The 18,950-nt window shown below is 41.2% G+C and carries 14 protein-coding genes and 1 tRNA gene; 9 read left to right on the top strand and 6 right to left on the bottom strand.

The genetic code is table 11. The features are described from left to right. Positions 1-49: 49 nt before the first annotated feature. Both torT and BS333_RS15835 read left to right on the top strand, forming a co-directional pair. Complete coding sequence (torT, locus tag BS333_RS15840; RefSeq protein WP_021708583.1) at positions 50-1,057, top strand: TMAO reductase system periplasmic protein TorT; 1,008 nt, start codon at positions 50-52, stop codon at positions 1,055-1,057. Positions 1,058-1,097: 40 nt separating this feature from the next. Then, on the top strand, positions 1,098-1,553 hold the full coding sequence (locus BS333_RS15835) for a methylglyoxal synthase (RefSeq protein ID WP_021708582.1): 456 nt from the start codon (positions 1,098-1,100) through the stop codon (positions 1,551-1,553). A 42-nt stretch (positions 1,554-1,595) separates the two neighbouring features. On the opposite strand, the gene helD is transcribed toward BS333_RS15835, so the two are convergent. Next, the gene (gene helD, locus BS333_RS15830) at positions 1,596-3,665 is read right to left on the bottom strand and encodes a DNA helicase IV (RefSeq protein WP_021708581.1); all 2,070 of its coding nucleotides are present in this window, start codon (positions 3,663-3,665) and stop codon (positions 1,596-1,598) included. A 204-nt stretch (positions 3,666-3,869) separates the two neighbouring features. Between helD and yccS the strand changes: the two genes are divergently transcribed. From yccS to BS333_RS15800, 7 genes are all read left to right on the top strand, one after another. After that, complete coding sequence (yccS, locus tag BS333_RS15825; protein WP_021708580.1) at positions 3,870-6,026, top strand: YccS family putative transporter; 2,157 nt, start codon at positions 3,870-3,872, stop codon at positions 6,024-6,026. A 195-nt stretch (positions 6,027-6,221) separates the two neighbouring features. Further along, positions 6,222-6,383: a hypothetical protein gene (locus BS333_RS22205; protein WP_021708579.1), complete on the top strand. Its 162-nt coding sequence runs from the start codon at positions 6,222-6,224 to the stop codon at positions 6,381-6,383. Between the two features lie 291 nt (positions 6,384-6,674). Further along, complete coding sequence (locus BS333_RS15820) at positions 6,675-6,911, top strand: YgjV family protein (protein WP_021708578.1); 237 nt, start codon at positions 6,675-6,677, stop codon at positions 6,909-6,911. Between the two features lie 151 nt (positions 6,912-7,062). After that, positions 7,063-7,458, top strand: coding sequence for a Cu(I)-responsive transcriptional regulator (cueR, locus tag BS333_RS15815; protein ID WP_021708577.1), 396 nt, complete (start codon positions 7,063-7,065; stop codon positions 7,456-7,458). A gap of 324 nt (positions 7,459-7,782) precedes the next feature. Then, on the top strand, positions 7,783-10,143 hold the full coding sequence (locus BS333_RS15810; protein ID WP_021708576.1) for a putative bifunctional diguanylate cyclase/phosphodiesterase: 2,361 nt from the start codon (positions 7,783-7,785) through the stop codon (positions 10,141-10,143). 569 nt (positions 10,144-10,712) lie between these two features. Continuing rightward, the gene (locus BS333_RS15805) at positions 10,713-11,354 is read left to right on the top strand and encodes a murein L,D-transpeptidase catalytic domain family protein (protein ID WP_033003363.1); all 642 of its coding nucleotides are present in this window, start codon (positions 10,713-10,715) and stop codon (positions 11,352-11,354) included. A gap of 216 nt (positions 11,355-11,570) precedes the next feature. Further along, a tRNA-Gly gene (locus tag BS333_RS15800) sits at positions 11,571-11,645 on the top strand. A gap of 419 nt (positions 11,646-12,064) precedes the next feature. Here the strand turns inward: BS333_RS15800 and choV are convergent. The 5 genes from choV to betB form a co-directional block, all read right to left on the bottom strand. Further along, on the bottom strand, positions 12,065-13,240 hold the full coding sequence (gene choV, locus BS333_RS15795) for a choline ABC transporter ATP-binding protein (RefSeq protein WP_021708574.1): 1,176 nt from the start codon (positions 13,238-13,240) through the stop codon (positions 12,065-12,067). Between the two features lies 1 nt (position 13,241). Then, positions 13,242-14,084: a choline ABC transporter permease subunit gene (gene choW / locus BS333_RS15790; RefSeq protein ID WP_021708573.1), complete on the bottom strand. Its 843-nt coding sequence runs from the start codon at positions 14,082-14,084 to the stop codon at positions 13,242-13,244. An 87-nt stretch (positions 14,085-14,171) separates the two neighbouring features. After that, complete coding sequence (locus tag BS333_RS15785) at positions 14,172-15,107, bottom strand: choline ABC transporter substrate-binding protein (protein ID WP_021708572.1); 936 nt, start codon at positions 15,105-15,107, stop codon at positions 14,172-14,174. Between the two features lie 56 nt (positions 15,108-15,163). Next, the gene (gene betA, locus BS333_RS15780) at positions 15,164-16,876 is read right to left on the bottom strand and encodes a choline dehydrogenase (RefSeq protein ID WP_021708571.1); all 1,713 of its coding nucleotides are present in this window, start codon (positions 16,874-16,876) and stop codon (positions 15,164-15,166) included. Positions 16,877-16,889: 13 nt separating this feature from the next. Beyond that, the gene (betB, locus tag BS333_RS15775) at positions 16,890-18,350 is read right to left on the bottom strand and encodes a betaine-aldehyde dehydrogenase (RefSeq protein WP_021708570.1); all 1,461 of its coding nucleotides are present in this window, start codon (positions 18,348-18,350) and stop codon (positions 16,890-16,892) included. Positions 18,351-18,950: the final 600 nt, after the last annotated feature.

The following is an 18,950-nucleotide window of genomic DNA, read 5'->3' as shown; positions in this document are numbered from 1 at the left end:
ACGTTATATTTTATAATGTTTACCATTATATCTTTATAAAGTCCGTCCCATGTATACAAACAATCACCGTTTCAGCCTATTTTTTAGACATTTTGTCTCTTGCTTGTTATTTATTACTTTAGTACCTTCGGCTGCTGCTGAGAAACTTTGCGCGATCTACCCTCATTTAAAAGATTCTTATTGGCTTTCGATTAACTACGGGATGGTATCAGAAGCAGAAGACCTCGGAATTGAACTGCGTGTCATGGAATCAGGTGGATATAACAACATATCCAAGCAAGAAGACCAACTGACTCTATGCCGTCAATGGGGAGCTGATGCGATTTTATTAGGCACGGTTTCCCCTAATGCTTATGAAACACACCTTGGTTCTTTGGTCGGCGACATTCCTGTTTTTACTATCGTCAATCAATTGAATCTTGACGCGAGTCAAAGTGAACATCTCAAAGGCGGAGTAGGTATTGATTGGTATTGGATGGGGTATGAGGTCGGCAAATACTTAACACAGAAACACCCCAAAGGCTCTGGCCAGACAAATATTGCCTTATTACTCGGCCCTCGGACAAAAGGGGGGACTAAACCTGTCACTAAAGGGGTTACCGAAGCCATTAAAAATTCCGACATCAAAGTCAAATACACCTATTGGGCAGATAACGATAAAGAATTACAACGTAACCTAGTCCAGCGTATTATTGACACCGATAAAGTTGACTACATTGTTGGCAGTGCTGTTGCAATAGAAGCAGCCATAAGTGAACTGCGTACGAGTCAAAAAGCAAAAGAAATTGGCTTGATTTCAGTTTATCTTAGTCACGGAATTTATCGTGGTTTAATACGCCATAAAGTAGAATTCGCTCCGACAGATAACATGGTGACACAAGGTCGACTCTCGGTAAAACAAGCACTGCAATATCTGCGAGGCGAGAAATACCAACAACAAATATCTCTACCCATTCAAGCACTGACCTCTGATAGCCTGTCGAGCCATACCATTGAAGACTCTCTTTCCCCTTCAGAATATCGACCAGTCTTCAATGTTAAACCCGTGGTTCCTTAACAAAATCAAATCGTGACACCATTAAATACGGAAGGATCTAATGAATAAAACAACTCGTACCATGTCTACCAGTAAACATATTGCTCTTGTTGCTCACGATCATTGTAAGCCAGCTCTTCTTCAGTGGGTAACAGAAAATAAACCAAAGCTAGAGCAGCATACGCTGTACGCAACAGGAACGACTGGCCACATTCTGAGTCAGAAAGTAGGATTGAATATCAACAGCCTTATTAGTGGCCCTATGGGAGGAGATCAGCAGCTTGGTGCCCTTATCTCAGAGGGGAAAATTGATATCTTGGTGTTCTTTTGGGATCCATTAAACTCAGTCCCACATGATCCAGATGTAAAAGCCTTACTTCGCATCGCCAGCGTGTGGAATATCCCAGTCGCAACCAATCAAGCATCTGCACAGTTTCTCTTCGAATCTTCGTTGTTGGATCAAGAGGTTGATATCGAAATTCCAGATTATCAAGCCTATCTCTCCGAGAGAATTTAACATCTCCCACAGATTGATGCCCAATGAACTGTGGTGCCCAAATCACTTAGAAATAACGACTGGATAATCGCCGTTACTAAGTTCATGTACAAAACTGGAGCCAGAGCCCGTGTGTGTCACCCAAACACGCTCTTTGGCGCGAGTCAGCGCAACATAAAACAAACGACGTTCTTCCGCATAAGGATAATGATCCTTGGTGCCTGTCAAAGCGCCATCGATGTGTTGCTGCTTTTTCTTGGCTGGAAACTGACCTTCATTGACCGATAAAATGATCACAAAGTCTGCTTCTTTACCTTTACTCGCATGACAAGTCATAAATTGGATGTCTAATTTAGGGAATTGACTTAACCATTCTGAATACAAATCCGGTTTATGGTAGTGATTACGCCCAAGTAGCAGAACGCTGCGTGTTTTTTTAGCTTGATGATTAAGTTGGTCTAGGATTTTTTCAACTTGATTAGTCGGTGAAATATGGACACTTTTTTGTTTGCGCTTTTTATGACTGTTCAACGTTTTAGGGATCTGTCGTGGGTTTTCTTGCACAAAGATATTAGCAACCGCACCAATTTGATCATTGAATCGATAAGTTGTATCAAGCTGATGGACCGTGGAATGTTTAAAACGAGCTTGAAAACCTGTAGTGAGATCAACCTCAGCCCCAGCAAACTGATAAATCGCTTGCCAATCATCTCCTACGGCAAATAAGGTTGCTCCTGCTTGTTTCGCTGTTGAAGCACATAAAGCTTCTATTAGCGCGAGTCGATCAGGAGAAATATCCTGATATTCATCCACCATGATAAAGCGCCAAGGTGAAACAAATTTCCCTTTTACAACATAATCCGTAGCACGACTGATCATAGTCGGAAAATCAATGTGCTTGGTTTCCTTTAACATTTTCTGCCAAGCGCTGAAACAAGGCCAGCACAAAGCCAATTCACTATTGAGTCGTGCATTGTCCTGATGATTAAGTAATTTTTGCTGTACTTCCTTTTTGCTCAATCCACTTGCGGCTAACTGAGCAACTTGGCTATCCAACCAAGCAATCAATTTGGGGTTTTCGGAGTGGCTTCCTAGCTCATCATCCCCTTTCAAATATGCGATGGGCCATTTGTCTAAGTGTTTTTGCCAACGTTTAAAATTAGTTGGTGTCATCCAATGTTTTTTCAGCCAGTCAATACACCAAGCGGTACGTTGATTATCATCAATGGCAAGTGGGCTAATCTCAACGGTTTCAGATTCAACTTGTTTGAGAATTCTTAGCCCTAGTTGATGAAATGTACTCACGCATGACTTTTCGGCAATCGGCCCTACTTTTTCTACCAAACGGGTCTGCATTTCATTTGCAGCATCACGCCCAAAAGCAAGCAACAATAACTCTTCTGCCTTTGCCTGCTCGCTTTGAAGTAAATAAGCCACCCGAGCGGTTAACACACTGGTCTTGCCTGAACCCGCTCCTGCAAGTATTAAATTATGATCCTCATTAAGCAGCACCGCTTGCTGTTGAGAAAGGTTGAGCGGAGAGGATTCGATGTTACTAAATAACGGTGCCCACTTTTCACGTTCGTTTTCTAACCAAATAAGGTTGCGATCCGTGAGGGCTTGCTCGGGATGCGTTAACCAAGTGTCAATGTCTTCGATACGATTTGGCATATGCATTTTTGCTTCCAGCAAACTGGTTTGTATCTCAACAAAGTCAGCTTTCGTTTGTTCGCTCCAAGCATCCACTTTCGAAGCGGATAAATACAAAGGCAAGTGCTTGAGTTCCGATAAGCTCTTTTCCCAACGAGGTAAGTACTCCAGCAGCTTACGGCACTGGAGATTATGCCAATCCTGATAGTGTTTTACTGCTTGAGCCGCAAATTCTCGACATTGCTGCCATGGCAAGCCTTGCACCAGCCAACTTTGCTGCTTTCCTTGCTGTGGATGCGCAAAGAACTGCAATGAACTCCAGAGTAAACCGCGTTTGACGATAACTTTACCATTCCAAACCGTAAAGGGGATATGTTCATCACTACCCGTAGAGCTTAATAAAACACTGTTATCATTAACTTTAACTTGATAATACTCATTTTGAATGAAAAATCGTGCTTTAGCAGAGGCAGAGAGTTGCATATGAAAGTGGTGCCTTGTTATTCAGTTGTCTTTGTTTTATATCATTTTAGACGGTCAAATTGTAGAAGATGTTTAGCCTCTCTATCATGTGTGATGATTTCTTATACACCTCAGTTTGCCTCATTGGTTTTTTAGGTACTCACTTGGGAACAGAATAGAAATTTGTTAAAATTATTTCTTCCCCATAATGATAGAAGACTCACGGTGCTATCTGCTTTAACCTTTCGCCTCTATTGGTCTAACCAAACCATCAACTATAGTGTTCTGATTCTATTGACTCTACTGGGCGTCGTTGTTCCTGCTTGGTATTTAGGTCAACATGCTTTTATTACTCCTTTAATTCTAGGCGTCATTGCCGCTGCGATCGCCGAAAGTGACGATAGCTTCACAGGAAGACTGAAAGCACTGTTATTAACTTTCCTATGTTTTGCCATTGCAGCTTTTTCGATTGAACTGCTTTTTGATAGCCCATGGTTTTTTGGCTTTGGCCTCTTTGTTTCTACCTTTGGGTTTATCATGCTGGGAGCCATTGGCCCTAAATATGCCAGTATTGCTTTTGGGTCTTTACTCATTGCTATTTACACTATGCTTGGTGCTCAGCAATGGACAACGGTGTGGCTTCAACCTTTGCTATTGCTCAGCGGTGCCGCTTGGTACTATCTGATGTCAATGATTTGGCAAATATTTTGGCCATTACAGCCTGTGCAACAGAGTTTAGCGACCGTTTTTCAACAAACAGCCCATTATCTTGATGCCAAAGCTCAGTTTTTTCACCCGGGAGCCAATTTAAGCCCACAAGGCATGCGGCTTGAAGTCGCCAATTTCAACGCAATGACGGTGCATGCACTGAATGCATGTAAAGTCACCTTGCTGAATCGTTCCAAACGTGGTCATATCAACGGCCCCAGCGACCGATATCTCAACCTTTACTTTATCGCTCAAGACATCCACGAACGAGTCAGCTCTAGCCACTATCGCTACCAAGACCTTGCGAAAGAGTTTGAGCGTTCCGATATTCTTTTTCGCTTTAAGTATTTATTGCAATCACAAGCTCAAGCTTGCCGTGAAATTGCTCAAGCCATTCGCTTAGGTAACGAGTACATTCATACCGAACAGTCGATACTTGCTCTCAATGAACTCCAGAACGCTTTAAGCTACCTTGAACAGCAACAACACCCTCGATGGAATCGTCTTCTGTTTCAGTTGAGCTATTTATTTAATAACTTAGCAACCGTAGAAAAGCAGTTAAGTAATATCAGTAACCCTGATGCAGAGCGACTGGAAGAAGGCACGTTGGATGATTCTGATCCTCGTACTCTTAAAGTAATGTGGCAACGGATAACGACGAACTTTACTCGTGACTCCTTGTTATTTCGCCATGCTTTACGTATGTCTTTAGCACTCACTACAGGTTATGCCATCATCAAAGGCTTTAACATCGACCATGGCTACTGGATTCTACTCACCACATTGTTTGTTTGCCAACCTAACTACAGCGCCACTCGCCAAAAGCTGACAGCGCGAGTTATCGGCACATTTGCAGGGCTGCTTATTGGTGTGCCATTGTTGACCTTTTTTCCTTCGCAAGAAAGTCAATTGGTTTTCATCGTTATTTCTGGCGTGCTATTTTTTGCTTTTCGAATCAATAACTACAGCTACGCGACAGGGTTTATTACCTTACTCGTGTTATTTTTGTTTAACCAACTTGGCGAAGGGTATGCGGTCGTTTTACCTCGTTTAGCCGACACATTAATCGGCTGTATTTTAGCGGTCATCGCGGTCATGACGATTCTACCTGATTGGCAGTCACGACGACTGCCTAAAGTTATGGCTGCCGCAATCGAAGCAAATAAATCTTACCTAGGTCAAATCATCGCTCAGTATCGCATCGGTAAAAAAGACAGCTTGAGCTATCGAATTGCTAGGCGGCATGCGCATAACACCGATGCGAATTTATCGGCAGCGGTTCACACCATGCTTTCCGAGCCCGATAAATACCGAACGGCCGTCGACGAAAGTTTCCGCTTTCTGACACTCAGTCACGCCATGCTGAATTATGTTTCCGCGCTAGGAGCCCACCGAACCAGAATAAATGATGAATCTATCCATCGTCTAATTTCAGACGCTTACGGGTCTATTCATCAACATTTGGAACAGTTAGAGCAACAATTACTGCACCCAAATAAGTCATTAGAGCCTATCACGCTAAACAATTACCATTTAGAGCAACGTCTCAATGAATGGCGAGAGGATGATGAACACTCCGCAAGAATGGTTTTACAGCAGTTGCATTTGATCTACCACATGCTCCCTGAACTTCAAGACTTGGCTCAAAAGTTTACTCACCAAGGCAAACTGTGAAACCCTAATAATCTTAGTGATAGAGCCTCCAAAGAGAAGGTCAGAGCACCCCATCGTAATCTGACATTGAAATAACGTACGCTTAACCTAAAACTAGTGTTTTATCTTTATTATGTGCCCATAAAGTACGAAAGATTCACCTTTCTACTAAGCAACATACGCATAGGCAAATACTGAGCATACGGGGAGGCCTAAATGAAAACACAACAATTTAACGATTTGCGAGACATGATCCAAGGCCTAACAATAAGCCAGCTAAAGTCTTTACAAAATGAAATTAACCGCACTTTGAATAGCCAAGAAGGCCCTTTACTAACAAGTGAAGAGCGAGACGTATTAGCAGAGCTTTTTTCTTAGGCACTATGCCCAAGCAACCCCAAGATGCAGTGTTCAACAAGACAACCTGAGTTCTTATTCGCGTCTAAATAGATAGAGTCATGTTGCATATTTGATTTATTTGTGTATGAAATTTTTTCTTCTTTAAACGTTTGCGTAATCGCTAACCTTCTCTTAACCTTTTCTTGACTCTTCCATCAGATTTCTTCCATTGTTATAGTTATGTTTAAACCATTCCGGCAAGGCTGCTACCTCTGTTCTCAAGGTGAGAAGAATGGCAATGATAACCAGCAGATTTAAGAGAGTACACTAATGGAAATTAATGCCGTTGAAATTTTAGGCTATGCCGCATCAATCATGGTGGCTATTTCATTAACCATGAAGGACATCATCAAGCTTCGCATCCTTAACTTTATTGGGTGTGCACTTTTTACCGCTTATGGCTTAATGATTGACTCTTGGCCAGTGGTCATTACCAACGGATTTATTGCCTGTGTTAACGTATACTTTCTTGCTAGAATGCGCCAAGAAGTAAAATCCAATAATTAGAGCGGATTGAGCCTCTTATTGTTGAAGCGAGATAAACACGGTGACGCAAACCTTTAAATCAAACGTCAAATGTGGTTATCTCGACATCCCTTCAGTAATTATGCTGCCAAGACAATCGCTACTGAGCAGGCTCTGCAAGGGGAAGGACGTGATGAATATTAGTGTGGTAGCAAAGAGGACTGGCTTATCGACAAAATCAATCCGATTGTACGAAGAAAAAGGCATTATCTCACCACCAGCTCGTAGCGCATCTGGTTACCGTCAATACACTCATAAACAGCTCAAGGAACTTAACCTTATTTCTAGAGCGCGGAAAGCGGGATTTTCTCTACTAGAATGCAAAGATTTAGTTGAGCTGGCGCATAGCCCGATCAGAACGAGCAGTGAAGTAAAAACACGCACTAACAAGAAACTGCAAGAAGTCGAGGCTCGAATAGAACACTTAGTCGAAATCAAAGCACAACTACAACAATGGATCTCATCTTGCCCTGGTGATGATCAACAAAACTGCCCAATAATTGATGAATTAATCAAATATAATCAATAACTTTGCTACCATCTCACAACCAGTTCCTCCTTACTGTACCCATAAATACATTGCACTATCAATAGTATTTATTATTTATGAGATGAATACCCCTGATATTTATCAAAAAGGGCAACAATATCACAAATCTAAGAAGTACAACTGACTTCATAAAAACACCCCTTTACAATTTCCAGATAAAAATATAAAAACCTCAATTTTTGTTCACTTTATAACCAAGTAATGCATTTATCGTCTAGCTAACAAAGCCTCAAAGAAGGTTCGGCTTGGAAATGTTTTGGGCATAGAGCAGCAATATGTATAAATACGTCAGCGGAAAAACACATGAAATTAAGCAATCGAGTTATTTTGCTTGTCGCTCCTGTGGTTTTGATTAGTGCTTTAGTCTCCAGTTACATTATTTACAGTATCCAAAAAGTCGCACTAATAAAAAGGGAAGATAGCTATATACAACTCCAAATAGAGAAGCTTGCTGGGCAATTTCATCAAGCCCATGCATTTCTCAATACCTATGCCTACACTCTCCATAAAAGTAATGCCTTTCAGGATTACTTTTTTTACCAAGATAAAATCAACCATAACGATGATCAGTATAAACAAGGCCTTTGGCAACGACTCGGGGAATCTGCAAGTGTACTAAGCTACGGGTACAATGGTGAGGCCAACATGGCGATTTTAGATGGAAAACAAGATCTTATTTACTACACTGACAATAAGTATTTTGAACCAAGTGGTAACCTTGACCCGAAGATCTTGAACTACATTCAACAAAATCATGCTTTAGGACACGTTTCTGAGCATACGGGGTTCATCTATAACTCTAGTGGCCAATCTATCTTACTTAAGTATCAAATCTTTGATAAAAATACGGGAAAGATTGCACAACATTACGAGCCTGAAAACATCTTTTACATCATTGTTTCGGCATCATTAGATGAGTTTAATACCATCAAACATATTGTTGAATTTGATACTCATAGCGTGATTACGTTTTCAGATAAGCCGATCTTTTTAGATTTGCCTCTTTCTCAAACAATTGAGCTCATGCCTAATCTTTATGCACTCCTATCTCCCGCTGAGTATTTAATGTGGGAAAAAGTAGATAAAGTCTGGTTAGAACTCGCATGGTGTTTTGGTGCCGCTTCTATTATCACTATCGGGCTTATCGTACTCGTCCTCTATCGTTATATACTCAGCCCTGTTTCTAACTTAGATAATCAATTACAGGAAATTGAATCGAAAAAGCGCAAAAATATCGATAAATTGTTAGAAAATGATGAAATTAGTAGGCTGTCCTCGCGCTTCTTCAATATATATGACGAACTGAATCAGGTTTATCATCAAACCAAACACCTTGCCGAAACCGACCACCTCACCCAACTCGCTAACCGACATAAGTTTAATGAACAAGCGTCTAGAGTACTGATATCGCCTCCCGAAAATGTATGGCTAATCTACGTAGACTTGGATAATTTCAAGTGTATCAACGACAAATTTGGGCACACTTCAGGTGATAAAGTTCTCAAAAGCTTTGCTTCTCATCTCCAAAGTATTTGTAAAGTTTTTACACAAATACACAACTCAGCTTGCTTTAGTGCACGACTATCTGGCGATGAATTCGCAATATTATGCAGTTCAACATTAACAACAACATCACACCTAGAGAGCTTTGCTCAACAATTGCTGGAGTTTAGAGCTCATCCATCGTTTTCCTCTCTCTCTGTCACTGCAAGCGTAGGAATCGCTCGGTACCCCCATGATGGAGAAACAATTGAGAAGCTCATATCTTGTGCGGATACGGCAATGTATCAAGCGAAGCGAGCAGGAAAAAACCAATACCAGTTTTATTCTGCGCTGCTTGATATTCAAGCACAAAGAAGGGCATATATCGAACACGCTTTGAGGCAACCAAGCGTAGAAAAAGGGTTCTTTCTTGTATTCCAACCCTATTTGGATGCAAAAACGAAAGAGATCGAAGGACTCGAAGTCCTATTACGTTGGGAAGCCGATGAAATTGGTGTGATCTCACCAAAAGAATTTATCCCGATAGCAGAGCAAAGTGGCTTGTTTGAGAAAATAGATCGATGGGTATTTGCGAATGCTTTAGCCGATTACCACTCTCTTAAAGCAATTTTTAAGAAAGATATTACCCTTTCCATCAACCTATCATCTGCTGAGCTTAATTCCTCGACAATGTCTGATTTTATTCATGCTAAAACGATAGAGCATGATGTTCCAACTCAATATATTGAGATTGAAATTACCGAAACCTACGTCACGGACAACAAAGGAACATGCTTATTGGATAAACTTTCTCGTCTAGGCTATCAGTTAGCAATTGATGACTTTGGCTCTGGATACACAACCTTAACTCAATTGGTTCAATACCCAGTACAGAAAATCAAGTTTGATCGAGAGTTTTTATTAACGCTTATGAGGACCAATAACAGCCACGTTATCAAACCTATTATCGACTTGTGTCATGCACAAAATAAAAAAGTCACGGCTGAAGGCATTGAACACGATGTCATGCATCAGTGGGTCTCATCTTATCAATGTGATTTTATGCAGGGATACCTATTTGGTAAGCCGATGGATAAAAATCAATTAGCTATTTGGTGGCATTCCGCAAACAGGCAAACACTAAATAGTCAACACGCTAAGCGTCAAGAATCAGCAAACTAACTTACTCTCCAGTAACCTCAAAGGACTTTGAGGTTACTGAGTGTATCCCTATGGCCTCAAGGCACTTGGGACTATACTCGGGTAACCTCAAGGTGCTTGGATATATAATATAACTGCCCCTAAACGCCCACTTCTTATTTGTTAAAATAACACATTAATTGTTACATAAAATTAACAATATAAAATTCGTAATTCTTGCCAGATGAAAACATATTTTTTTTCATCAAAACCGCTGAAGCAACCACATGATAAACAAACAAAAAATATTTTTATTAATAATAAATTAACAATTTAACATCATAAATGTTATTAAATATAGTTTTATTAATAGTGAGAATAGGCTAATATTTGTACTAAAGGATTTGTAAAATTATCAATAATCGGCGCTGAGCTTATTTATTTCAGTGTGTTAGCTCATGTTTGTCTGAATGCAAGTACTTTTTGTATTTCAGCGGCTGACCTATCCGCAAATGATAATTGCACAAACTATTTGCAAGCTATTCACTTTTAACTCTTGGATGTACTGAATAGTGACAGCGGTTTAATCACGTAGAGTTTAGTTAATTTAAATGAAAAAGCTATTTTTAACTTTTGTATGGATTTTATTCTCCATACCGATGACCACTTTTGCTCATCATTCACTTAAATCAACCCATGTTAAGTCCATTGAACGGCTTGCTGAAAATACCTACATAGAAGCAAATTTAGTAGGTATTATCGATTTTCAACTATTCAGAGATGCTTATTTGGCTTACCAAAAAACGCCAAACAGAAGAAAATCTCTTCTAACGATCATCGACTACAGTAAACCATCTACAGAAAAAAGATTCTATGTCGTTGATTTAGAAAGCAATAAGCTTATCTTCAACACTTACGTCTCTCATGGTGTCAATAGCGGTAAGAAAATCGCCACACAATTTTCTAATATCGTTAATTCGAAAAAAACGTCACTAGGTACTTTCTTAACCGATTCAACCTATTACGGCTCTAATGGCTATTCACTGAGACTTGACGGGCTAAGTAATGGTAAGAATGACAAAGCACGAGAACGTTATATTGTTGTTCATGGCGCTGATTATGCAAATCCATCTTTTATCAAAAAAAATGGTTACCTTGGGCGCAGTTGGGGATGCCCAGCCTTACCTCAAAATGAATCTCGCGCGATCATCGATACAATAAAAGGCGGAAGTGTTATCTACGCAAGCGCCTAATCTAGTTTCTGCTGCCTAATCAAACCACGGCAAGCAAGTACCCAAGCTAGCAAATAAGCCCTCAAGCCAGAAAAATATACCGGAGTGACAGCGAGGTCACTCCGGCGCTTACTTATGCAACGTTTTGGGCATTATTTAAACACACGGCAAACATATGATCAAAAAAGGCTTTTCTTTTTGAGCCGTTGTGGCATAGTGAGCGTGTCCTTTCGATGCGCGGGCATCGTATAATGGCTATTACCTCAGCCTTCCAAGCTGATGATGCGGGTTCGATTCCCGCTGCCCGCTCCAAGTTCCAGCAAGCATGTCCTGCTTTAAAAAACCATTATCTCCAGTCTTTTAGAAATTGAACCATCGTTGTGTCCACGTAATTTCTCCATAGGCAATCATGTCGAAGATCGTCAAGAATATTACGAAAATTATCGCTAACTTCACCAACCTTAGTGCAACTTGTTTCATTTTGATTCATCTCTTGTTTTTGATTTACCCGAATTATACTCAATTGAACGCCAAAGTGTTGCCTTCTTTGCGATGTCTTTTCCCTATATACCCAAATAACCTCAAGATGCGGTTTTCAGTGAGACTGACCTTAGCACTCAGGAGCGGCAACAATTCATAGATATGTGGTTCTAAATTGAGAATCGTTAACAAAGTCTGATAGCTAAGGGAGCTCGTCCTTTGGGCACTTGTTACTGAACAACGGTTCCTATTTATGCAACTTGCTTAGATCTATACTTGCCTAACAAAGCTTGGTAAAGCTCGTTATCATTGAGGACTCCAACCAATTTATCATTTTCGACCAAAAGTATGGGTAGGTTGCTACGATGCTTTAATTCTATCGCTTCTCTCATTGTGATGTCTGGGCTGGCTAGTACGACCGTATTTTCATCAATACACTCTAACTCACTTTTCCAGTTAACCAGTGACTTATCAGTATCCACTAATGACAACCCTTGTTGATGTTGTTCTACCCAAAGCTGTTTATCATCACAGACCAACACACGGTCTTCTTGTTGTTCTAATTCAGCTTTAGACTGCATGAGCGAACGCCCTTTGAGGATATTTAAAGGATTGGTATGTGAAACGAAATCGGCGACATATTGATTCTCTGGAGCAAGGATGATCTCTTCTGGTTTGCCATGCTGGATCAATTGCCCAGATTCCATGATGGCGATGTTATTACCTATCTTTAACGCTTCATCCAGATCATGACTGACAAATAAAATCGTTTTATTCAATGTTTTCTGCAGTTGTATGAGTTCATCTTGTAATTGCGCTCGGATGAGTGGGTCGAGCGCAGAAAACGGTTCATCCATCAGTAGAATATCCGTATCCATTACAAATGCTCGCGCTAACCCTACCCGTTGTTGCATGCCACCGGAAAGCTCATGAGGATACTTACTCTCCCATTCGCTCAAGCCAACCATCTCAAGTTGCTGACGTGCTTTTTTTCGGCGAGTCGATTTGTCGATTCCTTGCATCTCTAAGCCAAATGCCACGTTATCTAATACCGTCAACCAAGGCATTAAAGCAAACTTTTGAAAGACCATAGAAACACGATGAGTACGGAGGTGGCGTAATGTGTGCTCGCTACAGCCTCTGATCTCTACCATATTATCTCCATCTTTTACTTTCAAAGACCCACGAGAGATACGGTTCAATCCATTTACCGTCCGCAGTAAACTAGACTTACCAGAGCCTGATAGCCCCATTAGTACACAAATCTCACCCTGTTTAATATTTAGAGAGACTTGATTAACACCAACGACTTGCTCAATTTGATCAATAATATCTTGTCTTGAATACCCCTTATCGAGCAAAGCCAATGCCTCTTTCTGCTTGTGACCAAACACGACATCAAGGTTGTTAATAGTGATCGCATCCATCTTACACTTCCTTCTGATTTGGTGCTTTACATAAGCGGTCAAGAATAATAGCAACCAGAACTATGGCTAAACCCGCTTCAAACCCTTGAGAGATATTGACGGTATTTAAAGCTCGAACAACCGGCTTTCCTAAGCCATCAGCGCCAACTAAAGCAGCGATGACAACCATCGATAAGGACAACATAATACATTGAGTAATACCTGCCATGATGCTGGGTAAAGCAGCAGGAAGTTCAACTTTCATCAATAACTTCAATCGACTAGCACCAAAAGCTTTACCTGCTTCGAGTAACTCTTCCGGCACTTTTGTGATGCCTAGGTAAGTCAGTCTTATCGGCGCAGCAATAGCAAAAATAATGGTTGAAATCAGTCCTGGAACAATTCCTAAGCCAAACAAGACTAATGTAGGGATTAAATACACAAAAGTCGGCACCGTTTGCATGAGATCCAGAATTGGGCGTAATAGAGCATACAGCCAAGGACGATGCGCCGCGACAATCCCAATAGGAACACCAACCAACACCGAAAGCGTGGTCGCGGCAAATACGAGCACAAAGGTTTCTAGCATTTCTTGCCAGTAACCAAGGTTTAAGATGAGTAATAGTGCTAAAACAATAAAAACCACCAAAGACATACTTCGATGAAGATACCAGGCTAATGCGGCGGTGATAACAATCGGTAATGCTGGTGGCATCCATTTAAAAACATCAACAAAAAAAAGAATGATTGTTTCTAGAAAAATTGAAATTGAGTCAAAGAAACCGGCTGCATTATCAGTTAACCATTCTACACCTGCTTCTAACCAATCGCCTAAAGGCAACTTATTGTCTGTTACAAAACTCACCTTATACTCCTTGTATTTTTAGCACCCTATACCCAAGTGATCTTAAGCACGTGATTCATACCGAGATCACTTAGGTAGAACCCGTATTTATGCGTTTGAATTTAGATAAGCTTGTAAAGCGGTTTGCGCATCTTTTCCATCACGAGTCGTTACCTTATTCAGCCACTGGTTGACGCTGTCTGGATGTTGTTGCATCCATTTAATCGCCGCTCTTGATGGCGTCTGATCCTGATTCAAGATCGCCTCCATTAACTCATTTTCCATCTCTAGGCTAAACTCAAGGTTTTTTAACAACTGTCCAATATTTTTGCATTCAGTGAGGTAGCCTTGCCTAACATTGGTGTAAATATTCGCGCCTCCGTAATCAGGACCAAAAATATCATCGCCACCATCAAGATATGCCATTTCCACCTTGTTATTCATTGGATGAGGAGCCCAACCAAGAAATGCAATCCATTTGTTACGACGGGCAAAACGAGTCACTTGCGAGACCATGCCAGCTTCACTCGACTCCACCAGCTTAAAGTCTTTCAAACCAAAGGTATTATCGTCGATCATAGATTGAATCAAGCGATTTCCATCGTTACCAGGCTCAATGCCATAAATACGATTTTTGAACTTGTCTGCGTGTTTCGCAAGATCAGCGAAGCTTTTAACACCAGCATCATAGACATATTTAGGTACCGCAAGCGTGTATTTTGCCCCTTCAAGATTGGCACGCACAGTTTCAACCGTCCCTTGGTCACGATACTGCGCGATATCAGCTTCCATCGTTGGCATCCAGTTACCTAAAAATACATCAACATCACCACTGGCCATGGCTGAAAATGTTACCGGGACAGAAAGCAGTTGGGTTTTAGTTTGATAGCCCAAGCCTTTCAATAACTCGGTTGTTAACGCCGTTGTTGCGGTGATATCAGTCCAACCGACATCAGAAAATCGCACGGTATCGCAAGAGTTTGCGTATACGCCTGTTGCTGAGCACAATGTCAGCATCGTTAATAAGGTTGTTCTTTTCGCCATGATTAATCCTTTAATAATTAGCTATAAGTTTTTTAGTTTGCCTATGATCAGTGAGGTTAGCTCGGTATCAATCCTTCATCCCAAATGACCCGTTTTGGAGCGTTAGTTCTCTGCTTCTCTTGCCAGTTAGAGGCTATCCATACCGGCTGATTATCTGGACTTTCCAGTGTCTTACCTAAAATCATATCTGCTGCTCGTTCTGCCACCATGATCGTTGGAGCATTCAAATTACCGTTAGGAATCGTCGGAAAAATCGATGCATCAACCACTCTTAAATGTTCAATACCGCGTACACGGCACTCTTCATCCACTACTGCCAAAGGATCATTAGAAGCCCCCATTTTGCAGCTGCATGAGGGGTGATAAGCACTTTCTACGTTTTCTCTTACCCACTTATCAATGGCCTCATCGCTAGTGATATCAGCTCCCGGCTGAATCTCTTCACCACGAAACGTGTCCATGGCTGGTTGACTTAAAATTTCTCGAGTTAAACGAATACAGTCGCGCCAGTCCTGCTTATCTTGAGGAGTAGATAGGTAGTTGAATTCAATTTTGGGTTTATCGTTCGGGTTGGCACTCACTATCTCAACACTGCCTCTACTTTGCGGCTTATTTGGACCTACATGCACTTGAAAACCATGCCCTTCAAAGGCTGCATTTCCATCATACCTCATAGCAGCAGGTAAAAAGTGATATTGGATATTTGGCCACTTGAGGCCTTTACGAGAGCGAATGAAGGCACAAGACTCAAAATGGTTAGTCGCGCCAAGCCCTTTGCGAGTCAAGATCCACTCAGCACCAATCATTCCCTTACTGATAAGATCTAATTTGCCATTGAGCGTGATAGGCTGCTTGCAATGATATTGAAAATAGACTTCTAAGTGATCCTGAAGGTTTTTCCCCACGCCTTCTAATTGATGCTGTAGTTCAATACCAGCCTTCTCAAGCACAGCCTTTGGGCCTATACCAGAGAGCTGCAGCAGTTGTACTGAACCTATTGAACCCGCACTGGAAATGACTTCTTGGTCAGCAAAACATTGGATCAATTGATTCGATTGTTTAAACTCCACCCCAAAAGCTTTCTTACCTTCGAGTAATATTCTCTGAACGACAATACCTTTTAAAATCGTCACGTTGGAACGTGAGCGCGCACGGCTTAGGTAAGCATTAGAGGTCGATGAACGCACCCCATCCTTAACCGTCATATGCATCGTACCAAAGCCTTCTTGCTGATAGCCATTATAATCAGCTGTCTCTGGGTAACCGGCTTCTTTACCTGCTTCAATAAATGCAGAATACAGAGGGTTAAGCTTCATATCATTGCCCGTACAGGTTCCAAGTGGCCCGACATTACCTCGATAAGAGCTTGGAGCGCCTCGCCATGTTTCAGCTTTACGGAAATAGGGTAAACATGCTTGATAATTCCATCCTTTCGCCCCTTCTTCCTCCCATTGGTCGAAATCACAAGGATGCCCTCGCACATACACCATACCATTAATGGAAGAGCTGCCACCCAGCACTTTGCCGCGTGGACAATGAAGTTGACGTCCATCGAGTCCATGTTCCGAAACCGTTTCAAACTGCCAAGCGTATTTGTCAGAATTCATCGGATAAGATAGCGCTGTTGGCATCTGAATGAACAGGCTTTTATCTGAGCCACCCGCTTCCAACAGTAAAACTTGGTGTTGTCCATTTTCACTGAGACGATCGGCTAGTACGCATCCAGCAGAGCCCGCACCAATGATAATGAAATCATATTGTCGCTGCATATCAACGTCTCCTTTACTGATATGGGCTGTCAAACTTGTCCAAATTCACCAAAACACTTTTGGTTTGCGTATATTGCTTCAACGTTTCAATACCATTTTCACGGCCGATGCCTGAGTGTTTATAACCTCCTACTGGCATTTGAGCAGGAGAATCACCCCACGTGTTTATCCAGCAAATTCCTGCTTGCATTTGGTGAATCACTCGATGTGCTCTGGCTAAGTTTTGTGTAAATACCCCTGCGGCTAGGCCATAATTGGTATTATTGGCGCGTGCAATCACTTCATCCTCGGTCGAAAACTTAAGAACCGACATCACTGGACCAAAAATTTCTTGCTCAACATGGGGCATCGTGTCTTCACAATCAATAAAAATGGTTGGCCTGACAAAGCACCCTCTCGATAAGCCCTTCTCAGTGACTTTATCACCACCAGTAAGCAACGTCGCTCCACTTGCCAAGGCTTGCTCAATAGACGCAAGTACTTTGGCTTCATGCTGTTTGGAAATGAGCGCACCAATTTGAGTTTTCTCATCCAAAGGATCCCCTATCACTAACTGCTCCGTTCGATGTTTCAGTTGGCTGACAACATCGTCGTAGACAGATTCATGAACAAAAACCCGCGTACCGTGTGTACAAACCTCACCTTGGGTGTAAAAGTTGGCAACCATCGCAGCAGATATCGCACTCTCGAGATCAGCGTCATCAAAGATGATCAAAGGAGATTTGCCTCCAAGCTCCATTGTGACCTGCTTAAGTGTGCTTGCGCTGTCTCTCATTACCGCTTGTCCCGTACTTGACTCACCAGTAAAAGACACCTTGGCAACGTCCGGGTGTGCAGTCAGCATTTGCCCAACTCTGTAATCACCTTGTAGAACATTAAAAACCCCGTTAGGTACACCAGCTTGCGTATAAATATCAGCCAACGCTAATGCCGTAAGTGGCGTTTCTTCTGATGGTTTAAAAATCATGGCATTTCCAGCAGCTAAAGCCGGCGCTGACTTCCACATTGCGATTTGTATTGGATAATTCCAGGCACCGATCCCGGCACATATCCCTAAAGGCTCTCTTCGAGTATAAAAGAACTGCGATTGACTCAAGGGCTGCTGCTCCCCCTGTAGAGCTGAAGCGAGTCCGGCATAATATTCAATGACATCAGCACCTGTTGCAATATCAACCACTCGAGCTTCTTGAATTGGCTTACCTGTATCAGCCACTTCAAGTGCCGCTAACTGGTCATTTCTTTCACGCAGTAACGCAACCGCTTTTAACAAGATACGGCTTCGCTCTGTTGCCGTCATCGATGACCAAACGGCTAAACCTGCTTTTGCCGATTCAATGGCTACTGTTAGATCTTCTTGGCATGCCTGTTTTATCTGAGCTAGAGGCTCGCCATTAGCAGGGTTATAACTGACAAAGTACTCTTCAGAGTTACCACAATAGTGCTGACCATTTATGAAGTGAGCTTTAATATCCATTTTAATTTTTATTCCTATGTCAACATTCATACCCAAGTAACTTCACTCTGAATTAAGTATCTTGAGGTCACTTGGGTATATACACTCCAAAACACTAAATATAAATACGATTAAGAGCAATATAAACAACATGCCTTATTTTTTGTTCCAACTCAAATTAATTTTTATGGCACTAATCAAAAGTTAATTGACTTTAAAATATAGGGCATAAATTACAAATAACAAATCAAATTATTTAAATCTATAAAAAACATAAACTTAATGAAATTAAAGGATAATAATATAAATAAAAACCTTAATGCACCCAAGATAAATACCATAAGATACATAAGCTTAAAAAAATAAATAGGTAATTAGAGTATTATTCCAAACAGTTGAAATGAATCACACTTTTTAAGATATCTTAGATAGGGAATAAAGGCATTAGAACTGCGCACTAGAAGTCAAATTTACACCTACTTTTACCGAGGTTAAAGCGGTATTACACAAGAATTCAATAAACATTATCTTACCTAGATATAACTTTTAATCTCTATCCCAGCGGTTACACTCAGCTAGTTACAGATTAAAAATATTAAAAAGAGAAAAAGTACGAATTAT

It is taken from the genome of Vibrio azureus, from assembly GCF_002849855.1.
GTDB classification, from domain to species: domain Bacteria; phylum Pseudomonadota; class Gammaproteobacteria; order Enterobacterales; family Vibrionaceae; genus Vibrio; species Vibrio azureus.
This window is presented reverse-complemented; position numbering and strand designations above follow the sequence as displayed.